Consider the following 23,234-nt stretch of genomic DNA (forward strand, 5'->3'; position numbering starts at 1 on the left):
CAAGGCTGACAAGCCGCTTTCCAGGGTCTATAGAGGCGCATCAACAGGAAGGTAATGCCATGACAGGTGTCACGCTCACGAGTGCCGGTCTCGACCCGCGCCGCCGCCGCATCCTTTTCCGCTGCTGGCATCGCGGCATCCGGGAAATGGATCTGGTCTTCGGCCAGTTCGCCGAAGCCGAGATCGCGACGCTTTCGGACGCAGAGCTCGACGAGTTCGAGACGATCATGGCCGAAGAGGATAACGACCTGGTCCGCTGGATCATGGGAACCTGGCCGGTGCCTGAGCATCTCCAGACACCGATGTTTGCCCGCCTTGCCGCCTACACGCCGGATTTCGACAAGCCCCTCAGGACACCGGAATGATCCCTGGTTTCAATGCGAAGAAGCTTGCGGCCATTGCCGAGCCGCTGACGATCGGCAATGTGCCTGCCGGCCTCGAACCGCTGCTGCTCGCCGAGCTTGCCCGAGCGGGGGATCCGGTCGCCTATGTCATGTCGGATGGCCACCGCATGGCCGATCTGGAGCAGATGCTCGGCTTCGTCGCCCCCGACATTCCGGTTCTCACTCTCCCGGCCTGGGACTGCCTGCCCTATGACCGCGTCTCGCCGAGCGCCGATACCTCGGCCCGTCGGCTTGCCGCGCTGGGGGGCCTCATTGCCCATCGCAAGAAGCCGCATGCCGCGATCGTGCTCGTCACCGCCAATGCCATGCTGCAGAAGGTGGCGCCGCAGGATGTCATTGAAAGCCTGAGTTTTTCGGCCCGTCCCGGCAACCAGCTGCGCATGGACGATCTCGCCGGGCGCCTGGAGCGCAACGGCTTCGACCGCGTCGCGACCGTTCGCGAGGTCGGCGAATATGCCGTGCGCGGCGGCATCCTCGACGTCTTCGTGCCGGGCTCGGAAGAGCCGGTGCGCCTCGATTTCTTCGGCGATACGCTGGAGAGTATCCGCAGCTTCGATCCCGCCAGCCAGCGCACGACCGGCCAGGTGCGCTCGCTCGATCTCAATCCGATGAGCGAGGTGACGCTGACCCCTGATACGATCAGTCGCTTCCGCAAGAACTATCTCTCGGCTTTCGGCGCGACGACACGTGATGACGCGCTCTATCTCGCCGTCTCCGAAGGCCGTCGTTATCCCGGCATGGAGCATTGGCTGCCGCTCTTCTACGAGAAGCTCGATACCGTCTTCGATTATCTCAGCGGCTTCCGTCTTGTCACCGACCATACGGTGCGGGAGGCGGCCGAGGAGCGCTCCAAACTCGTCCTCGATTATTACGACGCCCGCCTGAATTCCGGCCAGCCGGCCAAGGGCCAGATGGCGCAGGGCACGCCCTATAAGCCGGTAACGCCGGGCCAGCTCTATCTCGACAGCAAGCTTTTTGCCAAAACCCTCGACGCGCTCGGCGCGATCCGCATCAGCCCCTTCAACGAGATCGAAGGCGAGGCGAGGCGGGTCGTTAACATCGACGCCCGCCAGGGCCAGCGCTGGGCCCGCTCGAATGCCGAAGGCGGCGGTGACGCCGAACGCGTCAATATTTTCGACGTCGTCGTCAAGCATATTGCCGACCGGCGCGCCGGCGGGGCGAAAGTGCTGGTCACCGCCTGGACCGAGGGTTCGCTGGAGCGGCTGCTGCAGGTGCTGAACGAGCATGGCCTCGAAAAAGTCAAGCCGGTCGAGGCGCTGAAAGATCTCGGCGCGCTGGGGAAGGGCGAGGCGGCCGCCGCCGTGCTCAATCTCGAATCCGGCTTCGAGGCCGGCGATCTCGTCGTCATCGGCGAGCAGGACATTCTCGGCGACCGGATGGTGCGCCGCTCCAAGCGCCGCAAGCGCGCCGCCGATTTCATCGCCGAGGTCGCCGGCCTCGATGAAGGCTCGATCGTCGTCCATGCCGAACACGGCATCGGCCGTTTCATCGGGCTGAAGACCATCGAGGCGGCAGGCGCCCCGCATGCCTGTCTCGAACTGCAATATGCCGATGAGGCCAAGCTCTTCCTGCCCGTCGAAAACATCGACCTGCTCTCGCGCTACGGTGGCGAGGGGACGGATGCTCAGCTCGACAAGCTCGGCGGCGGCGCCTGGCAGATGCGCAAGGCCAAGCTCAAGAAGCGGCTTCTCGACATGGCGGATGCGCTGATCCGCATCGCCGCAGAGCGCCTGACGCGTCATGCGCCTGTTCTGACGACCCCGGACGGGCTTTACGACGAGTTTGCCGCTCGCTTCCCCTATGACGAGACTGAAGACCAGGACAATGCCATCGAAGCCGTTCGCTCCGATCTCGGCGCTGGCCGGCCGATGGATCGCCTTGTCTGCGGTGACGTCGGCTTCGGCAAGACGGAAGTGGCGCTGCGCGCGGCCTTCGTCGCCGCGATGAACGGCGTCCAGGTTGCGGTCGTCGTGCCGACGACATTGCTTGCCCGCCAGCATTTCAAGACTTTTACCGAGCGCTTCCGTGGCCTGCCGGTGCGCGTCCAGCAGGCCTCCCGCCTTGTCGGCGCCAAGGATCTGGCGCTGACCAAGAAGGAGGTGGCCGAAGGCAAGACCGATATCGTCGTCGGCACCCATGCGCTACTCGGCGCCGGCATCAAATTCGCCAATCTCGGCCTGCTCGTCATCGACGAGGAGCAGCATTTCGGCGTCAAGCACAAGGAGCGACTGAAGGAGCTGAAGAGCGACGTGCATGTGCTGACGCTGTCGGCCACACCGATCCCGCGCACGCTGCAGCTTGCCATGACCGGGGTGCGCGAACTGTCGCTGATCACCACGCCGCCGGTCGACCGCATGGCGGTGCGCACCTTCATCTCGCCCTTCGACAGCCTTGTCATCCGCGAGACGCTGATGCGCGAGCACTACCGCGGCGGCCAGAGCTTCTATGTCTGCCCGAGGCTTGCCGACCTTGCCGATGTGCATGCCTTCCTGCAGTCCGACGTGCCGGAACTGAAGGTCGCCGTCGCCCATGGTCAGATGCCGGCCGGCGAACTCGAAGACATCATGAACGCCTTTTATGAAGGCCGTTACGACGTTCTGCTGTCGACCACCATCGTCGAATCCGGCCTCGATGTGCCGACCGCCAACACGCTGATTGTCCACCGCGCCGATATGTTCGGCCTTGCCCAGCTCTATCAGTTGCGCGGCCGTGTCGGTCGCTCGAAAGTGCGCGCTTTCGCGCTCTTCACCCTACCTGTGAACAAGGTGCTGACGGCAACGGCCGACCGACGGCTGAAGGTGCTGCAGTCGCTGGATACGCTCGGCGCCGGCTTCCAGCTGGCGAGCCATGATCTTGATATCCGCGGCGCCGGCAACCTGCTCGGCGAGGAGCAGTCCGGCCATATCAAGGAGGTTGGTTTCGAACTCTACCAGCAGATGCTGGAAGAGGCGGTCGCCGAGGTGAAGGGCGTCGACGAGATCCGGGATACCGGCTGGTCGCCGCAGATCTCGGTCGGCACGACCGTGATGATTCCCGAGAACTATGTGCCCGACCTGCATCTGCGCATGGCGCTGTACCGCCGTCTCGGTGAACTCACCGAACTCAAGGAGATCGACGGCTTCGGCGCCGAGATGATCGACCGTTTCGGGCCGATGCCGATCGAAGTCCAGCATCTCCTCAAGATCGTCTACATCAAGTCGCTTTGTCGCACCGCCAATGTCGAAAAGCTCGATGCCGGCCCGAAGGGCGTGGTCGTGCAGTTCCGCAACAAGGAATTCCCGAACCCTGCAAATCTCGTCGGCTATATCGGCAAGCAGGGCACGATGGCGAAGATCCGCCCCGATCACAGCCTCTTCCTGACCCGCGATCTTCCGACCCCGGAAAAACGCCTGCAGGGCGCCGCCGTGATCATGACGCAACTGGCCGAGATGGCGAAGTAAACAGAGGGAGATTGACATGGCAACATATGGCGCGACGATCGCCTGGGAGCGGAACGGCGAGACGTTCACCGACAACCGCTATAGCCGCGCCCACCGCTGGACCTTCGACGGCGGCATCGAGGTGAGGGCGTCCTCATCCGCGCATGTCGTGCCGCTGCCCTATTCGGCCGAAGACGCCGTCGATCCGGAGGAGGCTTTCGTCGCTTCGCTTTCGAGCTGTCACATGCTCTGGTTCTTGTCGATTGCCGCCAAGAAGCGATTCTGCGTCGACACCTACACTGATGCCGCCGAAGGCATCATGGAGAAGAATGCCGAAGGCCGTTTCGCCATGACCGTCGTGACACTCCGCCCGCATGTGGTCTTCTCGGGCAACAAGCAACCCTCATCGAGTGAGGTCGAAGCGCTGCACTATCGCGCCCACGACGAATGTTTCATCGCCAACTCTGTGAAGACCGAGGTGCGCTGCCTTCCGGTTCTGGGCTGAAGGCTGATACCGTTCAGCCGGCTGGCGGTTCTGACCAGCCGATCAGCCTTGCCCAGTCATTGGCGCCGTCCATGATGATGTCGAACACCGGGTCCTTGATGTCGTACTAGAAATCGACGTCGTCGGGGAACCGTTGGGCGAGCCGCTGCTTGATCAGGGCGTAGGCGCTTGCCGCTATCGGATGAGCGCGCAGGAAATCGCGGCAAAGGAGAGAGTACCGTTGATTGAAACGGCCTTTCTCGCGGATGTGCAGATTCGCCGGACGCCCCTTGCTGCGATAGAAGGCCTTGCGCAGATCGGCTTCCGCCAGATCAGTCCCGGAGGGCAGTGATCGATGACGATCGGTCTGCGCTCGAAGCCTGCCTCTTCGAATGCGTCGGCATCGACGTCAGCGAGATCGTTCACCGTCAGTTGAATATCGATGACATTCTTGGCGGGAAGTCCGGGAATGACCGTCGAGCCGATGTGATGCAGATGTGCCCCGGCGGGTGCTGCGCCGATGATTGCGCGCTTGAGCGCTGGGAAATCCTCGACCCAACTTTGTTGCGGCTCTTCGATCTCGATGCGCATCGGCGCCTCAGTTGAGGCCCGATCGCGCCTCGGCCTTCGCCTTGGCGATATCACGCAATGCATTCGCGAGCACATCAGGCGTCTGGGCGCCGCTGACGGCATACTGCTGGTCGAAGATGAAGAACGGCACGCCGTTGACGCCCATTTCCTGTGCCGCGGTGATTTCGGCGACGATAAGGTTGCTGTCGGCATCGGAGGCAAGCAGCGAGGCGATGACCGAGCGGTCGAGGCCGGCTTTCTCGGCGATATCGAGCAGCACCGCGTGATCGCCGACATTGCGGCCTTCCTCGAAATTCGCCTTGAACAGCGCCGTAACCACCTTGTCCTGCTTCTCGCGGCCTTCGATCATCGCCCAATGGATCAGCCGGTGGGCGTCGAGCGTGTTTGGGCCGATGTTGATCGCCGCGAAATCGAAGGCGATGCCGACCTCTCGGCCGTAGTCGGTCAGCATCTTGTGCGCCTGCGCCACACGCTCCTCGCCGCCGAGCTTCTCAGCCAGCGCCTTCTTCTGGTCGACGCCTTCCTTGGGATAGTCGGGATTGAGCCGGTATGGCCGCCAGTTGATGTCGACGCCGATCTCGTCCTGCACCTCGGCGATGGCGAGCTCCAGCCGCGCCTTGCCGAGATAGCACCAGGGGCATACGACATCCGAGACGACGTCGATGGTGATGCGCTCCATGATGATCTTCCTTGTTTCTCTGCGTCTCCGGAGGAGACATGGGCCGTGCGTTTGGCCGCTTCTATTGGGCGCTTGTATCCCACCAGACTGGCAGCTGGTAGCCGTAAAGCGGTACCGCGTCGGGGTGGCCGATACGCTTGCTGCGCGCCACCCATTGCTGGTCCATGTGATAAAGCGGCAGCACGTAGTGGCTCGACAGCAGCAGCCGGTCGTAGGAGCGCACCGCCGCGGTGAAATCTTCCGCCGAGCGCGCCCTCAACAGATGGTCGATCAGCGTGTCGAGATCAGGATCGTTGGCGCCGGCAAAGCTGTCGGTGCCCTCGCGCGTGCGGGCAGCCGAAGACCAGCGGCCGAGCTGTTCGTTTCCAGGTGACAGTGACGAGGTATAGGACTTCATGATCATGTCGTAATCGAAGCTGTTCGTGCGGCTCTGGTACTGCGAATCATCGACCGTGCGGATCGACGCGGCGATGCCGATCGCCTGCAGTGAACGCTGGTAGGCGACGGCGAGCTTCTCCTGGTCGGCATTCTGCGTCATGATTTCAAAGGCGAGCTGGCGCCCTGAAGCGTCAACCATCTTGCCGCCCTGGATCGTATAGCCACCCTGTTTCAACCTTTCGACCGCCTGCTTCAGCACGTTGCGGTCGCGTCCGGAGCCGTCGGTGACCGGCAGCTTGTAGGTGCCGTCGAGAAGATCAGGCGTGATTCTGTCCTTGATCGGCCCGAGCAGTGCGAGCTCCGCAGCATTGGCGGGAACGCCGAAACTCGAAAGTTCCGAATTCTGCCAGAAGCTCTGCGTGCGCTTATAGGCGCCGGAATAGAGGTTCTTGTTCGCCCATTCGAAATCGAACACCAGGGACAGGCCTTCACGCACCTTCGGATCGGCAAAGATCGGCCGCCGCGTGTTGAACACGAAGCCGAGCATGCCGCTTGGCAGTTTCGGCGTGAACACATCCTTGATCACGGCCCCGGAGGTGGCGGCGGGGAAGTTGTAGGCATTGGCCCAGTGGCCGGGATTGCCGTCGGGATAGATGTCGACATCGCCCTTCTTGAAGGCTTCGAACAACGTCGTGTCCTGCAGATAATACTGGATGGTGATCTGATCGTAATTGTCGGTGCCGACCTTGGCAGGAATGTCCTTGCCCCAGTAGTTCGGGTCGCGTTCATAGGTGATGCTTTCGCCGGGCTTCACCACCTTCACCTTGTAGGGGCCGGAACCGACCGGCGGCGTCAGCGAAGTGCGGTCAAAGGTTTCCGGATCGATCGCATGTTTCGGCAGCACCGGGAAAAGGCCGAAAATCAAAGGCGTCTCTCGATCGGCCTTGTCATTGAAGGTGAAGCGCATGCTGTGTTCGCCGACCTTCTCCATTTTAGCGACGACCTTGAGGCGGTTGGAAAATGGGACGCGGCCTTTGTCACGCAACAGCTCGAAGCTGAACATCACATCTTCGGGCGTCACCGGCTGGCCGTCGGACCATTTCGCCTTCGGATTGAGGTTGAACTGGATGAAGCTCCTGTCGTCGTCCCATTCGACCGTTTCGGCTAGCAGGCCGTACAGCGTGAAGGGCTCGTCCCTGGAGCGTTGCATCAACGATTCGTAGACGAGATTGCCATAGTCCGGGTCCCACATGCCGCGAGCCGTCGTGCGCATGCTCTTTAGAATAAATGGATTGAGGTTGTCGAAGGTGCCGACGACGCCATAGGTGATCTTGCCGCCCTTCTTGACGTCGGGATTGACGTAAGGGAAGTGCTTATAATCAGGCGGCAGCGCCGGCGCGCCGTGCATCGCAATGCCATGCAGCGGTTCGGCGGCGACGGTGCCGCAGAGCAGCGAGAGGGCGAGAGGGACGACGATACGGAGCATTCGGCAATCCTTGAAATCCGCGAAAATGGGCACGATTCACGCCGGAGATTAGCATGGGGTCGACCGATTCCAACACGCGTGCGCGATTTCTTTAGCGCCGTCGACGAAATAGCTGCTCGAATTGCCAAAGAAATGCTGGATATCTTGAACGCTGCGATGTAACAGGTGAACCCGAAGTTTCGGGGTCATGCATTTGCCTCATTTTTCCATGAGGTGGAGTGCCGAACGACCCGATGGTTGGGGCGGCAGGTCGCTGCCCCGAACGGATATCAGGAGACGGAATTCGTTATGATGTTCAAGTCTGAAAAGAAAATGCGGGCAGCACTGTCCGTTCTGGCAGTGATGTTCGGCGCCGCTTCGGCTCCGGTCTCCTCGTTCGCGCAGGATGCGCCGGCACAGGCTCCGGCCCAGGGCGTCGGCGCTCCTAAGCTTGGTTGGTACAAGACCTGCAGCAAGCAGGAAGACAACGACATCTGTGTTGTCCAGAACCTGATTCTCGCCAATGGCGGCCAGCTCGTCACGGCCGTCGGCCTGATCTCGGTCACCGGCAAGATCAACCGCAAGCTCCTGCAGGTTTCCGTTCCGACCGCGCGCCTGATTCCCCCCGGCATCATGATGCAGATCGATGGCGGCAAGGGGCAGAAGCTCGACTACGCCGTCTGCCTGCCGGACAAGTGCACCGCCGAAATCCCGTTGACCGATGCGATGATCGCCAGCCTCAAGAAGGGCAGCGACGTGATCTTCACCTCGATCAACTTCCGCCGCGCCCCGAACCCGATCAAGATCTCGCTCGAGGGCTTCACCGGCGCTTATGACGGCGAACCGATTACTGAAAACAAGCTTGCCGAAACCCAGCGCAGCCTGCAGGAAGGCATGCAGAAGAAGGCCGAGGAAGCCCGCAAGAAGCTGGAAGACGCCCAGAAGGCAGCCAAGGCGCAGTAAGCCTGTCGCCATATCGAATAGAAACCCGGCTCCAGGCCGGGTTTTTTGTTGATCGACCGCCTGCCTCGTGGATTTGCTCCTCACCCTAACCCTTGCCGGGGGTCGAGCCACTGGTCTCGACGCGTCCTGTGGAACGCCGCAAACGGGGCGAGGGGACGTGCATACGAGGTGGATGGGGCGGAGAGGTCACGGCATATGCCCTTCGCGCCGGTTACGGGGAGAAGGTGGCGGCCCCGGTTGAGGGGTCGCCCAGCGAAAGGCAAGAGAGAAATTGACGAGGATTGCCAGCACCTTACCGGGCAAGTCGGATTTGCTGTCAAAAGAAAAAGGCCCCGCTGGGAGGGGCGAGGCCTTGTTTCATGGATCGGCAAGTCTGATCTAGTGGGCGAAGCTCATCTTGGGTTTGAACTGCCCTGACGGGGCCTGATCGAAAATCTGATAGATCTGCGGATTGCGAAGCGGTGTCCCGCTTTCGTCATTCACCAGGTTCTGCTCGGAGACATAAGCGACATATTCGCTTTCATCATTTTCTGCGAGCAGGTGGTAGAAGGGCTGGTCCTTGCTCGGCCGCACCTCGGCGGGAATGGAATTCCACCATTCCTCCGTATTGGCAAACTCCGGGTCCACGTCGAAGATCACGCCGCGAAACGGAAAAACCTTGTGCCGAACCACTTCGCCGATACTGAATTTTGCTAGTCTTTCTTTCATGGTACGACTTCCTTTCATCACCAAATTTGGTGATTGGTGGCTCATAAATCAAGATTTTTGAGCGCAGTCTGTCACATGAACGTCATATCCTCGCCTTTTGCGTCCGTGACGTGGGAGGCGAAAGCCCCGGCAAGCCGGGGCTCTCAATCTTCTGGATCAGGCCGAATAGTACATGTCGTATTCGACCGGGTGCGGCGTCATTTCGAAACGCATCACTTCTGCCATCTTCAGTTCGATGAAGGCGTCGATCTGGTCGTCGTCGAAGACGCCGCCGGCCGTCAGGAACTTGCGGTCCTTGTCGAGGCTTTCGAGTGCTTCGCGCAACGAGCCGCAGACGGTCGGGATCTTCTTCAATTCCTTCGGCGGCAGGTCGTAGAGATCCTTGTCCATGGCCTTGCCGGGATGGATCTTGTTCTTGATGCCGTCAAGGCCCGCCATCAGCATGGCGGCAAAGGCGAGGTAGGGGTTGGCGGTCGGATCCGGGAAGCGGACTTCGACGCGCTTGGCCTTTGGGTTGGAGCCGAACGGAATGCGGCAGGAGGCCGAGCGGTTGCGGGCCGAATAGGCGAGTAGCACCGGCGCTTCATAACCCGGAACGAGACGCTTGTAGGAGTTCGTCGACGGGTTGGTGAAGGCGTTGATCGCCTTGGCATGCTTGATGATACCGCCGATATAGTAGAGGCAGGTCTCGGAGAGGCCGGCATATTCGTCGCCGGCGAAGGTCGGCTTGCCGCCCTTCCAGATCGACTGGTGCACATGCATGCCCGAGCCATTGTCGCCGAAGATCGGCTTCGGCATGAAGGTCGCGGTCTTGCCATAGGCGTTCGCCACCTGATGCACGACATATTTGTAGATCTGCATCTTGTCTGCATTGCGCACCAGCGTGTCGAACTTGATGCCGAGTTCGTGCTGGGCGGCTGCCACTTCATGGTGATGCTTCTCGACGACGACGCCCATTTCGGAGAGAACCGTCAGCATTTCCGAACGCATATCCTGGGCGCTGTCAACAGGCGGAACCGGGAAATAGCCGCCCTTGACGCGCGGGCGATGGCCGAGGTTGCCGGTTTCGTAATCTGTGTCGTCGTTCGACGGCAACTCCGTCGAATCCAGCTTGAAGCCGGTATTGTACGGATCTGCCTTGTACTTGACGTCGTCGAAAACGAAGAATTCGGCTTCCGGCCCGACGAAGATCGTGTCGCCGATGCCGGAGGCCTTGAGATAGGCTTCGGCCTTCTTGGCGGTGCCGCGCGGGTCGCGATTATAGGCCTCGCCGGAGACCGGATCGAGAATGTCGCAGACGATAACCATGGTCGACTGAGCGAAGAATGGGTCCATATGCACCGTCTCGGTATCGGGCATCAGCACCATGTCGGACTCGTTGATGGCCTTCCAGCCGCCGATCGAGGAGCCGTCGAACATCACGCCGTCGGCGAACATGTCTTCGTCGACGCAGGCAACGTCCATCGTCACATGCTGCAGCTTGCCCTTCGGGTCGGTGAAACGCAGATCGACGAACTTTACGTCGTTTTCCTGGATCTGCTTCAGAATTTCGCTTGCGGTCGCCATTAAATACCTTCCTCCAATTTGCAATGACAATAGGTGGGCGCGGTGACGGTATCGGACTTTGCGCGGTAGGCAAAGTGCTCAGATGGCATCGATGCCGGTCTCGCCGGTGCGGATGCGGATAACCTCTTCGACATTCGAGACGAAGATCTTTCCGTCACCGATGCGGCCGGTTTGCGCCGCCTTGCGGATCGCGTCGATGACGGCCTCCGCGTTTTCGTCGGCCAGTACGACCTCGACTTTCACCTTCGGCAGGAAATCGACAACATATTCGGCGCCGCGGTAGAGCTCCGTGTGGCCCTTCTGACGGCCGAAGCCCTTGGCTTCCGTGACTGTGATACCCTGCAGTCCGACTTCCTGAAGGGCTTCCTTCACTTCGTCCAGCTTGAAGGGCTTAATGATCGCTTCGATCTTTTTCATGAGAAAATGTCTCTCCGCTTCTCCTGTTATGGCAGGATGTTTCCCGCTCGCCGGATATGATGCAGATATCGTGCCAGTTTGAAATCCATCTTGATGAAAAAAGACGTCGATTTTGTCAAAACCGGCGCGCTTGCCGGGAATTCCATGTCGATTTGGTGAGCCAAGAGGCGAAAAAACATGGACTCCGATCCAAAATCGTGTCGGAAACCGAAAAAATCAGCTTTCCTCGCGAATCCTGAAGCGCTGCTTTCGGCGATGAAAATATAGGCAAATGCACGAATTGCAGGCTTTTCATTGCTGTTGCAGACGGTTGTTTTTTGGGCGTTTTTTGAATTGAATAGGCTGATGAGCGAACATCTGTCCGACCTTCTCCTCACCCCCGCCGAAATGGCCGCCGTCGACGCTGCGGCGGCAGCATCTGGTATCGATAGTTTCGGTCTGATGGAAAAGGCAGGGGCAGCGACCGCGGCCGCCGCATTGCGCCTCTATCCAGGCGCCCTGCGATTCGCCGTGTTCTGCGGACCGGGCAACAATGGCGGCGACGCCTATGTCGCGGCACGACATCTGCAGCAGAGCGGGGCGAAGGTCGCGTTGTTTCATCTGGGCGATCCGGCGAGGCTGAAAGGTGACGCCGCCCGCGCCCGGGCCGGCTGCGCGCTTCAGGGGCAGGGGCTTGAGCTCTACCGGCCCAAAAGCGGCGATGTCGTCGTCGACGGCCTGTTCGGCGCGGGGCTCGCACGCCCGGTTCCGGCCGCTGTCCGCACGGTGGTCGAGCAAGTCGCCGATGCCGACATTCCGGTGCTTGCGATCGACCTGCCCTCCGGTCTCGACGGCCGCACCGGCAAGGTGCTGGGCGCAGCCTTCCACGCATGCAACACCATCACCTTCATGACGCGCAAGCCCGGCCATCTGCTGATGCCGGGCAGGGAGCTTTGCGGCGAGCTCGCGGTCTTCGATATCGGCATTCCCGCCCGCATCGTCAGGGCCGAGGCAGGTGGTATTATCGCCGAGAACAAACCGGATGCCTGGAAGGCCGTGCTGCCGCCCGAGCAGCTGGAGACCCACAAATACAAGCGCGGCCACCTCGTCGTCTTCTCGGGCGAGGCCGGCAAGACGGGTGCCGCGCGCATGTCGGCGGCCTCCGGCCTGAAGGCCGGTGCCGGCCTTGTGACGATCGCGGCGCCCCATGCGGCAATGGCCGCCAATGCCGTGCATCTGACAGCGGTCATGTTGCATGCGATCGACGGTGCCGCCGAACTTGAAGACTGGCTGTCGGACTCCCGGCTGCAGACCTTCGTCCTCGGTCCCGGTTTCGGTATCGGCGCCAGGGCGCGCGCCTATGTCACTGCCCTTTCCGACCGCCGGCTTGTGCTCGATGCCGACGGAATCTCCTCGTTCAAGGATGATCCGCAACAGCTTTTCGATCTTTTCCAAGGCGAGCCGCGCCTGGTGCTGACACCGCACGAGGGCGAATTTTCGCGGCTGTTTCCCGAGATCGGCGGCGACGATGCGCTGGGCAAGGTCGACAAGGCCCTGGCCGCCGCCCGCCGCGCCAATGCCGCGATCGTCTATAAAGGCGCCGATACCGTCATCGCCTCGCCGGACGGCCGCGCACTGATCAATACCAATGCGCCGGCTTGGCTTGCCACCGCCGGTTCCGGCGATGTGCTCGCCGGCATTATCGGTGGATTGCTCGCCCAGGGACTGCCGGCCTTCGAGGCGGCGGCCGCCGGCGTCTGGCTGCATGGAGAGGCCGCCCGCCGCGCTGGCAAAGGGCTGACGGCAGAAGATCTCGCAGCGGCGGTGCTGCCGCTTTAGAGCGTTTCCTGGTTAGATTGCAGCATTCTGCCGGGCCTCAGCGGCCGTACCGCTTCGCCGTGGCGAAGCGACCAGTGCGTCCGGCGATTCCTAAGTCCTGCAGATTTGCCAGGCAAATCTGCGAGGGTGGCTGAAACGGGCCGGTCGACCATCCGACTCCGTTTCAGCCAACAGAATGCTGCAATCCCACAGGAAAGCCTCTTAGCTCGATTTATTTCGGCAGCAATTTCTGCAGGGCGATCGCCCCATGCGGCGCATTCACCTTGCCCTCATGGATCATAAAGGCGAAGACGTCGCGCGGCTCGACCTTGACCTTGCGCTCTTTATTGATCAGCGGCAGATCGTCGGGTACCTTGCCTTCCGCCCAGGTCTCGAACCTGTCCGCCCAGGCCTTCAAGTCCTTGTCGGGATAGCAGGTCGGAATATCGTCCGATCCCTTCTGCAGCCTGGCATACACGAAATCGGCCGTGACGTCGGCGATCATCGGATATTCGAAATGTTCGGCGCAAACCGGCGCCACACCGTATTTGGCAAGCAGGGCGACGAATTCCGGCACCTTGAAAGAATCGTGCCGGACCTCGACTACGTGGCGAAGCGCCAGCCCGTCCTGTTTTGCCGGCAGCAGCTTCAGGAAGGCCTCGAAATCTTCCGGATCGAACTTTTTCGTCGGCGCAAACTGCCAGAGCAGCGGCCCGAGATGATCGCCGAGCTCGCTGATTCCAGATGACAGGAATCGCTCCATCGATTCCCCGGCCTCGGCGAGCACCCGCCGATTGGTGACGAACCGCGTCGCCTTCAGCGAAAAGACGAAACCTTCGGGCACATCGGCTGCCCATTTGGCAAAGACCGCCGGCTTCTGGGTGCTGTAATAGGTGCCATTGACCTCGATGACCTTCAGCTGGCGGCTGGCATAATGCAGCTCGTCCTTCTGTTTGAGATCATCGGGAAAGAAATGCCCGCGCCAGGGCTCGAAGGTCCAGCCGCCGATGCCGGTGCGGATAGTGCCGGATTTCGTCATGTCGTCCTCCCAGTTGACAGCCGTCAGGCCGCATCGATCACTTTCGTCATATCGACGAGCGTCCATCCTGGCCGATACTCGTTCGGCCGGCGACCATTTCCTGAAATGAGCCCTGCGATTTTGCCGCCGATGTCGCGCAGCCACACCTCGCCGCGTTCGATCCGTGGCCTGTAGTCTTCCGTCACGGGAATCGGTGGCGAGCCGAAGAGTTCGGTATAGGGGCGATAGGCGGCTGCCGTCAGCGTCGTGACCGTTTGGAGATCATCGGGCGACGCCAGCCTCATCGTCATTCCGCCGCAGCCGCCCTCTTGGCCGGCCGCCGTTCCAGCAATTCCTTGAGGAACTGTCCGGTATAGGACCGCTTCTCCTTGACGATCGCCTCAGGCGTGCCGGTTGCGACGATCTCGCCGCCGCCATCGCCGCCCTCGGGGCCGAAATCGAGCACCCAGTCGGCCGTCTTGATGACTTCGAGATTGTGCTCGATCACCACAACCGAATTGCCCTGATTGACCAGCTCGTGCAGCATTTCGAGCAGCTTGGCGACGTCGTGGAAATGCAGTCCGGTCGTCGGTTCGTCGAGAATATAGAGCGTACGCCCGGTCGAGCGTTTCGACAGCTCCTTGGCAAGCTTGACGCGCTGCGCCTCGCCCCCGGAAAGCGTGTTGGCCTGCTGGCCGACCTTGATGTAACCGAGGCCGACATCCTTCAGCGATTGCAGCTTGTCGCGCACGGCCGGCACCGCCGCGAAGAAATCGACGCCTTCCTCCACCGTCATATCGAGCACGTCCGCGATCGACTTCTGTTTGAAGGTGACGTCGAGCGTCTCGCGATTGTAGCGTTTGCCGTGACAGACGTCGCAAGTGACGTAGACGTCGGGCAGGAAGTGCATCTCGATCTTGATGACGCCGTCGCCCTGGCAAGCTTCGCAGCGCCCGCCCTTGACGTTGAAGGAGAAGCGGCCCGGCTGATAGCCGCGCGCCTTGGCTTCCGGGAGGCCGGCGAACCAGTCGCGGATCGGCGTGAAGGCGCCGGTATAGGTCGCCGGGTTCGAGCGCGGCGTGCGGCCGATCGGCGACTGGTCGATGTCGATCACCTTGTCGATATGCTCGAAACCGTCGATACGGTCGTGGTCAGCCGGAATTTCGCGCGCACCCATGACGCGGCGTGCCGCCGATTTATACAGCGTCTCGATCAGGAAGGTGGACTTGCCGCCGCCGGAAACGCCGGTCACCGCCGTAAAGACGCCGAGCGGGATCGAGGCGGTGACGTTCTTCAGATTGTTGCCGCGCGCGCCGACGACCTTGATCTCGCGACCCTTCTTCGGCTTGCGGCGCTCGTCCGGAACCGGAACACCGAGTTCGCCCGAGAGATATTTGCCGGTCAGCGACTTCGGATTGTTCATGATATCCTGCGGCGTGCCATGGGCGATGACCTGGCCGCCATGGATACCGGCCGCGGGGCCGATGTCGACGACGTCATCGGCCGTCAGGATGGCATCCTCGTCATGCTCGACGACGATCACGGTATTGCCGATATCGCGCAGGTGCTTCAGCGTGTCGAGCAATCGGGCGTTGTCGCGCTGATGCAAGCCGATCGACGGCTCGTCGAGCACGTAAAGTACGCCCGTCAAGCCCGAGCCGATCTGCGAGGCGAGGCGGATGCGCTGGCTTTCGCCGCCCGACAGCGTGCCGGAATTACGCGACAGGCTGAGATATTCCAGGCCGACATCGTTGAGGAAGCGCAGCCGGTCGCGGATCTCCTTGAGAATGCGGACGGCGATCTCGTTCTGCTTGGCGTTGAAGGTCGCCGGCAGCGTTTCGAACCAGTCGCGGGCGACGCGGATCGACATCTCGGTCACTTCGCCGATATGCAGCCTGTTGATCTTCACCGCCAACGCTTCCGGCTTCAGCCGATAGCCGTTGCAGGAAGGGCAGGGGGCGGCCGACATGAAGCGCTCGATATCCTCGCGCGCCCAGGCGGAATCCGTCTCCTTCCAGCGGCGCTCGAGATTGGTGATGATGCCCTCGAAGTTCTTATGGGTCGTATAGGAACGGGCGCCGTCGGCGTAATGGAATTCGATTTTCTCGTCGGTACCGTTGAGGATCACATCCTTGGCCTCGTCGGAAAGATCGTTCCAGCGGGTGCCGAGCTTGAAGCCGTAATGCTTGCCGAGCGCTTCCAGCGTCTGATTATAATAGGGCGAGGTCGACTTGGCCCAGGGCGCGATCGCCCCGTCGCGCAGCGTCCGCTCGGGTTCGGGCACGATCAGGTCGGGGTCGATCTTCTGCTGGGCGCCCAGACCGTCGCAGGTCGGGCAGGCGCCGAAGGGGTTGTTGAACGAGAACAGGCGGGGCTCAATTTCCGGAATGGTAAAGCCCGAGACCGGGCAGGCGAATTTCTCCGAAAACAGCACGCGCTCATGCGTCTCGTTCAGCGACTTGTTGGCCGAGCCGCCGGCCGACGTTTCCTCCGGCGGCAGCGGCTTGTCGGCGAATTCGGCGACTGCCAGCCCGTCGGCCAGCTTCAGGCAGGTCTCCAGGCTGTCGGCCAGGCGCGCCGAGACATCGGAGCGCACGACGATGCGGTCGACGACGACGTCGATGTCGTGCTTGTATTTCTTGTCGAGAACAGGTGCCTCGGCGATTTCGTAGAACTGGCCGTCGACCTTGACACGCTGGAAGCCCTTCTTCATCAGCTCCGCCAGTTCCTTCTTGTATTCGCCCTTACGCCCGCGCACGAGTGGCGCGAGAATATAAAGACGGGTGCCTTCGCCGAAAGCGAGGATGCGGTCGACCATCTGGCTGACGGTCTGGCTCTCGATCGGCAGGCCGGTCGCCGGCGAATAGGGAACGCCGACGCGCGCAAAGAGCAGGCGCATATAGTCGTAGATCTCGGTGACGGTGCCGACCGTCGAGCGCGGGTTACGCGACGTGGTCTTCTGCTCGATCGAGATTGCAGGCGACAGCCCGTCGATCTGGTCGACATCGGGCTTCTGCATCATTTCGAGGAACTGCCGGGCATAGGCCGACAGGCTTTCGACATAACGCCGCTGGCCCTCGGCGTAGATCGTGTCGAAGGCGAGCGAGGATTTGCCCGAGCCCGAAAGACCGGTCATGACGATCAGCTTGTTGCGCGGCAGATCGAGATCGATGCTCTTTAAATTATGCTCGCGCGCGCCGCGGATGGAGATCGTCTTCAGTTCGCTCATCGTCTCTGCTTTGGTTTTCTGGATAACAGCCCTTATTTAGTGATGCCGGCGGGCGAGTCGAGGCTGAATATCCGGGAAGCTTCAAGGTTTTCGATTCTGTTGACAGGATCATACGGATAAACTAGAACAAATAAAGAACAAAATTCCTGATGAATGCATGCGGCTTTCTGATGGATAAACATGTGGATGAATGACCGTTTACGCGCATTGGCGGTCCGCGATGGTTTAAGATGCGCTGATCGATTAACGCCGCCCGGCAGGGCGGCAGGCAGGGTGAGAAGCATGGCTGGTAGCGTGAACAAGGTAATTCTGGTTGGAAACGTGGGTGCAGATCCCGAAATCCGCCGCACTCAGGATGGCCGGCCGATCGCCAATCTCCGTATCGCGACCTCGGAGACCTGGCGCGACCGCAATTCCGGCGAACGCCGCGAAAAGACCGAATGGCACACTGTCGTCGTCTTCAACGAAGGCCTCTGCAAGGTTGTCGAGCAATATGTGAAGAAGGGCGCCAAGCTCTATATCGAAGGCCAGCTGCAGACCCGCAAGTGGCAGGACCAGCAGGGCCAGGACCGTTATTCGACGGAAGTGGTGCTGCAGGGCTTTAATTCGACGCTGACCATGCTTGATGGACGCGGCGAGGGCGGCGGTGCGAGCCCCGGCTTCGGCGGCGGCCGCGGCGGCGGCAGCAACAATGATTACGGCGACGATTACGGCGCCCCGGCGCCGTCCTCATCGTCGAACCGCGGTGGTGGCGGCGGCAACTTCTCGCGCGATCTCGACGACGACATCCCGTTCTGATCGATCGCGGCTCCTGACTTTATAACCAGCTGAGAGCATGGTGTCCTGAACGGCACCATGCTCTCTCTGTTTTCCAGCTACGGTGCTTCCGCCGGCACCTTGTCAGTGCGGCGTCGCGCTGATCAGATTGAGCGCCGATTTTGCCCCGTCGACGACGAATTGCGCCGCGAGCGCGGCAAGGATGACACCGAGCAGCCGTGTCAGGATTGCCCGGCCGGTGACGCCAAGGAAACGGTCGAGCCGTTCGGCAACGAGCAGCATGAGGAAGGTCAGCAGCAGATTGGCGGCAAGGACGCCGATCAGCTGCAGCTTTCCGATCGAGGTCGCGAGCGTCCCGGCAAGCAGGATCGTCGCCGAAATCGCCCCAGGGCCGGCGATCAGCGGCAAGGCGAGGGGAAAGACGGCGACATTTTCGATATGATCCTTGGTGATCGCCACCTCGGTCGCCTTCTCCTTGCGGTCCTGCCGCTTCTCGAAGACCATTTCGAAGGCAATCCAGAAGAGCAGCAGCCCGCCGGCGATGCGGAAGGCGCCGATCGAGATGCCGAGTACGCCGAGCACGCCGGCGCCGAACAGCGCAAAGACCGCCAGGATGATGAAGGCGATGGTCGAACCGCGCAGCGCCACCTGCGTGCGCTGGGCTCTGCTCATGCCGGTTGTCAACCCCAGGAACAACGGCGCCAGCCCTGGGGGATCGATGGTGACGAGAAGCGTCGTGAAGGCGTTGATCAATTGGTCGGCGCTTGCCATCGTCTCTCCGAAAGCCCATATGGGTGCGTGATTTACTGCGATTGTGAAGCGGGGATTTGGATTTGGCAAATGTGCCGCGGCGGCCCGCGACGGATTTGTCCGGTCCGGCCGCACAACTCCCGTGCTTTACCCTTTTTCGGCCGCAAAAGCCTGTTCAAAACGCGCTCGGAAATTGGCGCGGGAACAGGCTTTCCGCTATAAATCTTCAAGTGATTCTAGAAGAGATCGTGATCTGTTTTGACTGAGCAAACACCCCCCGGCGGCGGGAAGCTCCCGCCAGGCATCGAGCCCATCTCCATCATGGAGGAAATGCAGCGGTCGTATCTCGATTACGCCATGAGCGTCATCGTCAGCCGCGCGTTGCCCGACGTGCGCGACGGTCTGAAGCCCGTGCACCGGCGCATCCTCTACGGCATGTCCGAGCTCGGCATCGACTGGAACAAGAAATACGTCAAATGCGCCCGCGTCACCGGCGATGTGATGGGTAAATACCATCCGCACGGCAATGCCGCGATCTATGATGCGCTCGCCCGCATGGCGCAGCCCTGGTCGCTGCGGCTGCCGCTGATCGACGGTCAGGGGAATTTCGGCTCCGTCGACGGCGATCCGCCGGCGGCCGAACGTTACACCGAATGCCGCCTCGAAAAGGCCGCCCATTCGCTGCTCGACGATCTCGACAAGGAAACCGTCGACTTCCGCGACAACTATGACGGCACGCTCTCCGAGCCGGTCGTGGTTCCGGCGAAATTCCCGAACCTGCTCGTCAACGGCGCTGGCGGCATCGCCGTCGGCATGGCGACCAACATTCCGCCGCATAACCTGTCGGAAGTCATCAACGGCTGCATCGCGCTGATCGACGATCCGGCGATCGAACTGCCGGAATTGATGCAGATCATTCCCGGTCCCGATTTCCCGACGGGCGCCAAGATCCTCGGCCGCGCCGGCATCCGCTCGGCCTATGAGACCGGCCGCGGTTCCGTCATCATGCGCGGGGTCGCCACCATCGAGCCGATGCGCGGCGACCGCGAACAGATCATCATCACCGAAATTCCCTATCAGGTGAACAAGGCGACGATGATCGAGAAGATGGCCGAACTCGTGCGTGAAAAGCGTATCGAGGGCATTTCGGATCTGCGCGACGAATCCGACCGCCAGGGCTATCGCGTCGTCATCGAATTGAAGCGCGACGCCAATGCCGAGGTCATCCTCAATCAGCTCTATCGTTATACGCCGCTGCAGACCTCCTTCGGCTGCAACATGGTGGCGCTGAACGGCGGCAAGCCGGAACAGCTGACCCTGCTCGACATGTTGCGGGCCTTCGTCTCTTTCCGCGAGGAGGTCGTTAGCCGGAGAACGAAATTCCTGCTGCGTAAGGCGCGCGAGCGTGCCCACGTCTTGGTCGGCCTCGCGATTGCCGTCGCCAACATCGACGAAGTCATCCGTGTCATCCGCCAGGCGCCCGATCCGCAGTCGGCCCGCGAAGAGCTGATGACTCGCCGCTGGCCGGCGGAAGATGTCGAAAGCCTGATCCGTCTGATCGACGATCCGCGCCATCGCATCAACGAGGACATGACGTACAATCTGTCGGAGGAGCAGGCTCGCGCCATCCTCGAGTTGCGTCTTGCCCGCCTCACGGCCCTTGGTCGTGACGAAATCGGCGATGAACTCAATAAGATAGGCGAGGAAATCCGGGATTATCTCGATATTCTTTCCTCGCGCGTCCGTATCCAGACCATCGTCAAGGATGAACTCACCGCCGTGCGCGACGAGTTCGGTACACCACGCCGCACCGAGATCGTCGATGGCGGCCTCGAAATGGACGATGAGGATCTCATCGCCCGCGAGGACATGGTCGTCACCGTCTCGCATCTCGGTTATATCAAGCGCGTGCCGCTGACCACCTACCGCGCCCAGCGCCGTGGCGGCAAGGGCCGCTCCGGCATGACCACCCGTGACGAGGATTTCGTTAGCCGGCTATTCGTGGTCAATACCCATACGCCGGTTCTGTTCTTCTCCTCGCGCGGCATCGTCTACAAGGAGAAGGTCTGGCGCCTGCCGATCGGCACGCCGACCTCGCGCGGCAAGGCGTTGATCAACATGCTGCCGCTCGAGCCCGGCGAGCGCATTACCACCATCCTGCCCTTGCCCGAGGACGAGGCGAGCTGGGACAATCTCGACGTCATGTTCTCGACGACGCGCGGCACGGTTCGCCGCAACAAGCTGTCGGATTTCGTCCAGGTCAACCGCAACGGCAAGATCGCCATGAAGCTCGAAGAAGAGGGCGACGAAATCCTCTCCGTCGAGACCTGCACGGAACGTGACGACGTGCTGCTGACCACCGCGCTCGGCCAGTGCATCCGCTTCTCCGTCGACGACGTTCGCGTCTTCGCCGGCCGCAACTCGATCGGCGTGCGCGGCATCAATCTCGGCGAGGGCGATCGCATCATTTCGATGACGATCGTCGGCCATGTCGATGCCGAGCCGTGGGAACGTGCCGCCTATCTGAAGCGCTCCGCCGCCGAACGTCGCGCGACGGGTGTCGATGAAGAGGATATCGCGCTCGTCGGCGAGGAAGTCACCGAGGAGGGACAGCTTTCCGATGAGCGTTATGAGGAGCTGAAGGCACGCGAGCAGTTCGTGCTCACCGTCTCCGAGAAGGGCTTCGGCAAGCGCTCGTCGTCTTACGATTTCCGTATCTCCGGTCGCGGCGGCAAGGGCATCCGCGCCACCGACACGTCGAAGACCGGCGAGATCGGCGAACTGGTTGCGGCCTTCCCAGTTGATGACGGCGATCAGATCATGCTGGTTTCGGATGGCGGCCAGCTGATCCGTGTGCCGGTCGGCGGCATCCGCATCGCCAGCCGCGCCACCAAGGGCGTCACCATCTTCTCGACGGCCAAGGACGAGAAGGTCGTTTCGGTCGAGTGCATCAGCGAGCCGGAAGAAGACGAGACCGAAGAGGCCGTCGAGACCGCCGAAGGCGCTCCTGTTGTTGAGGAAGGTTCAGCGGGCGAAACGCCGGTTGCCGAAGAATGATCAAGAGAAAGGGCGGCTTCGGGCCGCCCTTTCTTTTCGGGCTCAGCCTGCTTTGTCCCCAAGAAAAAAGCCGGACGCTGGGTGCGTCCGGCCTTGAATGACCCGAGGCGGCGGAAGGTTGCCGCTCTTGGTGGGGAAGGGAAAATGTCAGAATGCGCTATGTTTTTCGTTCAACGCTTTCACCTCTTCGCCTTCGCGCCGGATCGCTGAAATAGTCGAGGCCACGGACACGATGAACATGACGCTGATGAGCGCGGTGAGCACTGTCAAGATCGTGAACATAGGCATTCCTTTCCTGGGGAGTTGCGTTCTCGCCCCTCAGTACTGGCCCAGTACGGCCGTGCGGGCCGAAGCATAGGGACCATAAACCTTGGAGGTATCGACCTTCTGATCATAGAGAGCGACAGTTGCAGTTAGCATGCCCGTGACCATTACCATCCAGAGCACGTTAATCATCGTAATCTTGCCGGGCATCTTCAGTCCTTCCTGCCGCGATAATCGCATCTATGTGTCGGTTGAATGAACGCATCCGTTCAAAAATGGTTCCGCCGGATGTTGAGGCGGTGTTTAGCAATGCCGATCTGAAGCCTCCTTGAATGTCTCGTTCATCTGGCGTTCAGATTCGGCGCCTGCTTTTTTCGCGCAGCCGGCCTTGGGCGCGCACGATGGCTGCATGTTCGGGAAGCTCCGGCCGCACCCAGCTGAGCTCGTAACGGTCGGCGAAGAAGCCATAGGCGAATTCGGCGGCGAGAGAGAAAAGGACGGCAAGCGCAACGAGCACGATCAGCATGGACATGGTCTTTCGGGGAGCGCCGGATGCCGGAATGGCATCGGCTGCCTTGATGATCCGAGTTGAGCAGGTCCTGTCTGAAACAGCCTTGAATGGTATGTTCATTCGCCGTTCAGCCGTGGGAAACGGCGGGGCAAATCACTTGCGGCAAGGCGGTATCCGTGACAAAAGGCGTCAAACCAACGGCCGAGCCAGATGACGACAGCTTTTTATCCCGGGTCCTTCGACCCGATCACCAATGGACATGTGGATGTTCTGGTCCAGGCCCTGAACTGCGCCGAAAAGGTGATCGTCGCGATCGGCATCCATCCCGGCAAGGCGCCGCTGTTTTCGTTCGACGAGAGAGCCGAGCTGATCCGCCTTTCCCTGGCGCAAGCGCTGCCCGGCAAGACCGGTGACATCACTGTCGTCGCCTTCGACAATCTGGTCGTCGATGCCGCCCGTGCCCATGGAGCAACGCTTTTGATCCGCGGCCTTCGCGATGGTACCGACCTCGATTACGAAATGCAGATGGCTGGCATGAACAGGGCGATGGCGCCCGACATCCAGACCATCTTTTTGCCGGCGGGCACGGCTTCGCGGCCCATTACCGCCACATTGGTCCGCCAGATCGCCGCCATGGGCGGCGATGTCAGTGCTTTCGTGCCGGCCGCCGTCTTGCAAGCCCTCACATCCAAGCGTCCAAACTAGCAAGTTAAAAGTCTAGCAAACGCAAAGACCA

At 61.2% G+C, this 23,234-nt stretch carries 21 protein-coding genes and 1 pseudogene; 8 read left to right on the plus strand and 14 right to left on the minus strand.

What is annotated here, in order from left to right; translation table 11 throughout:
• Positions 1-59 precede the first annotated feature (59 nt).
• From J2J99_RS11015 to J2J99_RS11025, 3 genes are read left to right on the plus strand one after another with little or no spacing between them, the layout of a single operon-like run.
• Complete coding sequence (locus tag J2J99_RS11015; protein WP_168296902.1) at positions 60-365, plus strand: FAD assembly factor SdhE; 306 nt, start codon at positions 60-62, stop codon at positions 363-365.
• The gene (mfd, locus tag J2J99_RS11020; protein WP_168296901.1) at positions 362-3,865 is read left to right on the plus strand and encodes a transcription-repair coupling factor; all 3,504 of its coding nucleotides are present in this window, start codon (positions 362-364) and stop codon (positions 3,863-3,865) included. Before J2J99_RS11015 ends, mfd begins: the two co-directional genes overlap by 4 nt.
• Positions 3,866-3,881: 16 nt before the next feature.
• A complete protein-coding gene (locus J2J99_RS11025; protein ID WP_168296900.1) occupies positions 3,882-4,349 on the plus strand; it encodes an OsmC family protein in 468 nt (155 codons plus the stop codon).
• A 106-nt stretch (positions 4,350-4,455) separates the two neighbouring features.
• On the opposite strand, the gene J2J99_RS34575 is transcribed toward J2J99_RS11025, so the two are convergent.
• From J2J99_RS34575 to J2J99_RS11040, 4 genes and pseudogenes are all read right to left on the minus strand, one after another.
• On the minus strand, positions 4,456-4,722 hold the full coding sequence (locus tag J2J99_RS34575; protein WP_311043897.1) for a GrpB family protein: 267 nt from the start codon (positions 4,720-4,722) through the stop codon (positions 4,456-4,458).
• Between the two features lie 32 nt (positions 4,723-4,754).
• Positions 4,755-5,021: pseudogene (locus J2J99_RS34580) on the minus strand (GrpB family protein); the annotation flags it as partial.
• A complete protein-coding gene (locus J2J99_RS11035) occupies positions 4,927-5,598 on the minus strand; it encodes a DsbA family oxidoreductase (protein WP_168296899.1) in 672 nt (223 codons plus the stop codon). The pseudogene J2J99_RS34580 and the gene J2J99_RS11035, both read right to left, overlap by 95 nt.
• 61 nt (positions 5,599-5,659) lie before the next feature.
• Entirely contained in the window at positions 5,660-7,462 is a 1,803-nt protein-coding gene (locus J2J99_RS11040; RefSeq protein ID WP_168296898.1) for an extracellular solute-binding protein, read from the minus strand.
• A 288-nt stretch (positions 7,463-7,750) separates the two neighbouring features.
• Here J2J99_RS11040 and J2J99_RS11045 point away from each other — a divergent pair, with 288 nt between their 5' ends.
• On the plus strand, positions 7,751-8,404 hold the full coding sequence (locus J2J99_RS11045) for an invasion associated locus B family protein (RefSeq protein WP_168296897.1): 654 nt from the start codon (positions 7,751-7,753) through the stop codon (positions 8,402-8,404).
• A 378-nt stretch (positions 8,405-8,782) separates the two neighbouring features.
• On the opposite strand, the gene hspQ is transcribed toward J2J99_RS11045, so the two are convergent.
• The 3 genes from hspQ to J2J99_RS11060 all read right to left on the minus strand — a co-directional run bounded on the left by hspQ (position 8,783) and on the right by J2J99_RS11060 (position 11,095).
• Positions 8,783-9,112, minus strand: coding sequence for a heat shock protein HspQ (hspQ, locus tag J2J99_RS11050; protein ID WP_064802571.1), 330 nt, complete (start codon positions 9,110-9,112; stop codon positions 8,783-8,785).
• Positions 9,113-9,268: 156 nt separating this feature from the next.
• Positions 9,269-10,678 carry a type I glutamate--ammonia ligase gene (glnA, locus tag J2J99_RS11055; RefSeq protein ID WP_168296896.1) on the minus strand — a complete coding sequence of 470 codons (1,410 nt, stop codon included), beginning with the start codon at positions 10,676-10,678 and terminating at the stop codon, positions 9,269-9,271.
• A gap of 78 nt (positions 10,679-10,756) precedes the next feature.
• On the minus strand, positions 10,757-11,095 hold the full coding sequence (locus tag J2J99_RS11060; protein ID WP_003539626.1) for a P-II family nitrogen regulator: 339 nt from the start codon (positions 11,093-11,095) through the stop codon (positions 10,757-10,759).
• A gap of 345 nt (positions 11,096-11,440) precedes the next feature.
• On the opposite strand from J2J99_RS11060, the gene J2J99_RS11065 reads away from it, so the two are divergent.
• Positions 11,441-12,913, plus strand: coding sequence for an NAD(P)H-hydrate dehydratase (locus tag J2J99_RS11065; RefSeq protein WP_168296895.1), 1,473 nt, complete (start codon positions 11,441-11,443; stop codon positions 12,911-12,913).
• Between the two features lie 211 nt (positions 12,914-13,124).
• Here J2J99_RS11065 and J2J99_RS11070 read toward each other — a convergent pair whose 3' ends face one another.
• Genes J2J99_RS11070 through uvrA form a run of 3 tightly spaced genes read right to left on the minus strand, consistent with a single transcriptional unit; the run spans position 13,125 to position 17,139 of the window.
• The gene (locus tag J2J99_RS11070) at positions 13,125-13,931 is read right to left on the minus strand and encodes a DUF72 domain-containing protein (protein ID WP_168296894.1); all 807 of its coding nucleotides are present in this window, start codon (positions 13,929-13,931) and stop codon (positions 13,125-13,127) included.
• Between the two features lie 23 nt (positions 13,932-13,954).
• The gene (locus J2J99_RS11075; RefSeq protein ID WP_168296893.1) at positions 13,955-14,221 is read right to left on the minus strand and encodes a hypothetical protein; all 267 of its coding nucleotides are present in this window, start codon (positions 14,219-14,221) and stop codon (positions 13,955-13,957) included.
• Entirely contained in the window at positions 14,218-17,139 is a 2,922-nt protein-coding gene (gene uvrA, locus J2J99_RS11080; RefSeq protein ID WP_168296892.1) for an excinuclease ABC subunit UvrA, read from the minus strand. Before uvrA ends, J2J99_RS11075 begins: the two co-directional genes overlap by 4 nt.
• A 282-nt stretch (positions 17,140-17,421) precedes the next feature.
• Between uvrA and J2J99_RS11085 the strand changes: the two genes are divergently transcribed.
• Positions 17,422-17,937 (plus strand): single-stranded DNA-binding protein, encoded by a 516-nt coding sequence (locus J2J99_RS11085; protein ID WP_168296891.1) that lies wholly within the window; start codon positions 17,422-17,424, stop codon positions 17,935-17,937.
• Between the two features lie 102 nt (positions 17,938-18,039).
• On the opposite strand, the gene J2J99_RS11090 is transcribed toward J2J99_RS11085, so the two are convergent.
• Positions 18,040-18,687: a MarC family protein gene (locus tag J2J99_RS11090; RefSeq protein ID WP_168296890.1), complete on the minus strand. Its 648-nt coding sequence runs from the start codon at positions 18,685-18,687 to the stop codon at positions 18,040-18,042.
• A 237-nt stretch (positions 18,688-18,924) separates the two neighbouring features.
• On the opposite strand from J2J99_RS11090, the gene gyrA reads away from it, so the two are divergent.
• Positions 18,925-21,723 carry a DNA gyrase subunit A gene (gene gyrA / locus J2J99_RS11095; protein WP_168296889.1) on the plus strand — a complete coding sequence of 933 codons (2,799 nt, stop codon included), beginning with the start codon at positions 18,925-18,927 and terminating at the stop codon, positions 21,721-21,723.
• A 147-nt stretch (positions 21,724-21,870) separates the two neighbouring features.
• Here gyrA and J2J99_RS34475 read toward each other — a convergent pair whose 3' ends face one another.
• From J2J99_RS34475 to J2J99_RS11105, 3 genes are all read right to left on the minus strand, one after another.
• Positions 21,871-22,005, minus strand: a complete 135-nt coding sequence (locus J2J99_RS34475; RefSeq protein ID WP_281410839.1) for a hypothetical protein — start codon at positions 22,003-22,005, stop codon at positions 21,871-21,873.
• A gap of 36 nt (positions 22,006-22,041) precedes the next feature.
• A complete protein-coding gene (locus J2J99_RS11100) occupies positions 22,042-22,197 on the minus strand; it encodes a hypothetical protein (RefSeq protein WP_003539654.1) in 156 nt (51 codons plus the stop codon).
• Between the two features lie 142 nt (positions 22,198-22,339).
• Complete coding sequence (locus J2J99_RS11105) at positions 22,340-22,618, minus strand: hypothetical protein (RefSeq protein WP_168296888.1); 279 nt, start codon at positions 22,616-22,618, stop codon at positions 22,340-22,342.
• Positions 22,619-22,708: 90 nt separating this feature from the next.
• Here J2J99_RS11105 and coaD point away from each other — a divergent pair, with 90 nt between their 5' ends.
• Positions 22,709-23,203 carry a pantetheine-phosphate adenylyltransferase gene (gene coaD, locus J2J99_RS11110; RefSeq protein ID WP_168296887.1) on the plus strand — a complete coding sequence of 165 codons (495 nt, stop codon included), beginning with the start codon at positions 22,709-22,711 and terminating at the stop codon, positions 23,201-23,203.
• Positions 23,204-23,234 lie beyond the last annotated feature (31 nt).

Origin of the sequence: Rhizobium binae, from assembly GCF_017357225.1 — a bacterium.
Lineage (GTDB): Bacteria > Pseudomonadota > Alphaproteobacteria > Rhizobiales > Rhizobiaceae > Rhizobium > Rhizobium binae.

Excerpts from the sequence above, each read along its gene's own strand:
- J2J99_RS11045 (WP_168296897.1), top strand. The coding sequence starts at position 7,751 with ATGATGTTCAAGTCTGAAAAGAAAATGCGGGCAGCACTGTCCGTTCTG.
- J2J99_RS11085 (WP_168296891.1), top strand. The coding sequence starts at position 17,422 with ATGGCTGGTAGCGTGAACAAGGTAATTCTGGTTGGAAACGTGGGTGCA.
- mfd (WP_168296901.1), top strand. The coding sequence starts at position 362 with ATGATCCCTGGTTTCAATGCGAAGAAGCTTGCGGCCATTGCCGAGCCG.
- J2J99_RS11025 (WP_168296900.1), top strand. The coding sequence starts at position 3,882 with ATGGCAACATATGGCGCGACGATCGCCTGGGAGCGGAACGGCGAGACG.
- J2J99_RS11070 (WP_168296894.1), bottom strand. The coding sequence starts at position 13,931 with ATGACGAAATCCGGCACTATCCGCACCGGCATCGGCGGCTGGACCTTC.
- J2J99_RS11100 (WP_003539654.1), bottom strand. The coding sequence starts at position 22,197 with ATGCCCGGCAAGATTACGATGATTAACGTGCTCTGGATGGTAATGGTC.
- J2J99_RS11105 (WP_168296888.1), bottom strand. The coding sequence starts at position 22,618 with ATGAACATACCATTCAAGGCTGTTTCAGACAGGACCTGCTCAACTCGG.
- J2J99_RS11040 (WP_168296898.1), bottom strand. The coding sequence starts at position 7,462 with ATGCTCCGTATCGTCGTCCCTCTCGCCCTCTCGCTGCTCTGCGGCACC.
- coaD (WP_168296887.1), top strand. The coding sequence starts at position 22,709 with ATGACGACAGCTTTTTATCCCGGGTCCTTCGACCCGATCACCAATGGA.
- J2J99_RS11075 (WP_168296893.1), bottom strand. The coding sequence starts at position 14,221 with ATGACGATGAGGCTGGCGTCGCCCGATGATCTCCAAACGGTCACGACG.
- J2J99_RS11060 (WP_003539626.1), bottom strand. The coding sequence starts at position 11,095 with ATGAAAAAGATCGAAGCGATCATTAAGCCCTTCAAGCTGGACGAAGTG.
- J2J99_RS34475 (WP_281410839.1), bottom strand. The coding sequence starts at position 22,005 with ATGTTCACGATCTTGACAGTGCTCACCGCGCTCATCAGCGTCATGTTC.
- glnA (WP_168296896.1), bottom strand. The coding sequence starts at position 10,678 with ATGGCGACCGCAAGCGAAATTCTGAAGCAGATCCAGGAAAACGACGTA.
- J2J99_RS11035 (WP_168296899.1), bottom strand. The coding sequence starts at position 5,598 with ATGGAGCGCATCACCATCGACGTCGTCTCGGATGTCGTATGCCCCTGG.
- hspQ (WP_064802571.1), bottom strand. The coding sequence starts at position 9,112 with ATGAAAGAAAGACTAGCAAAATTCAGTATCGGCGAAGTGGTTCGGCAC.
- J2J99_RS11090 (WP_168296890.1), bottom strand. The coding sequence starts at position 18,687 with ATGGCAAGCGCCGACCAATTGATCAACGCCTTCACGACGCTTCTCGTC.
- J2J99_RS11065 (WP_168296895.1), top strand. The coding sequence starts at position 11,441 with ATGAGCGAACATCTGTCCGACCTTCTCCTCACCCCCGCCGAAATGGCC.
- uvrA (WP_168296892.1), bottom strand. The coding sequence starts at position 17,139 with ATGAGCGAACTGAAGACGATCTCCATCCGCGGCGCGCGCGAGCATAAT.
- J2J99_RS11015 (WP_168296902.1), top strand. The coding sequence starts at position 60 with ATGACAGGTGTCACGCTCACGAGTGCCGGTCTCGACCCGCGCCGCCGC.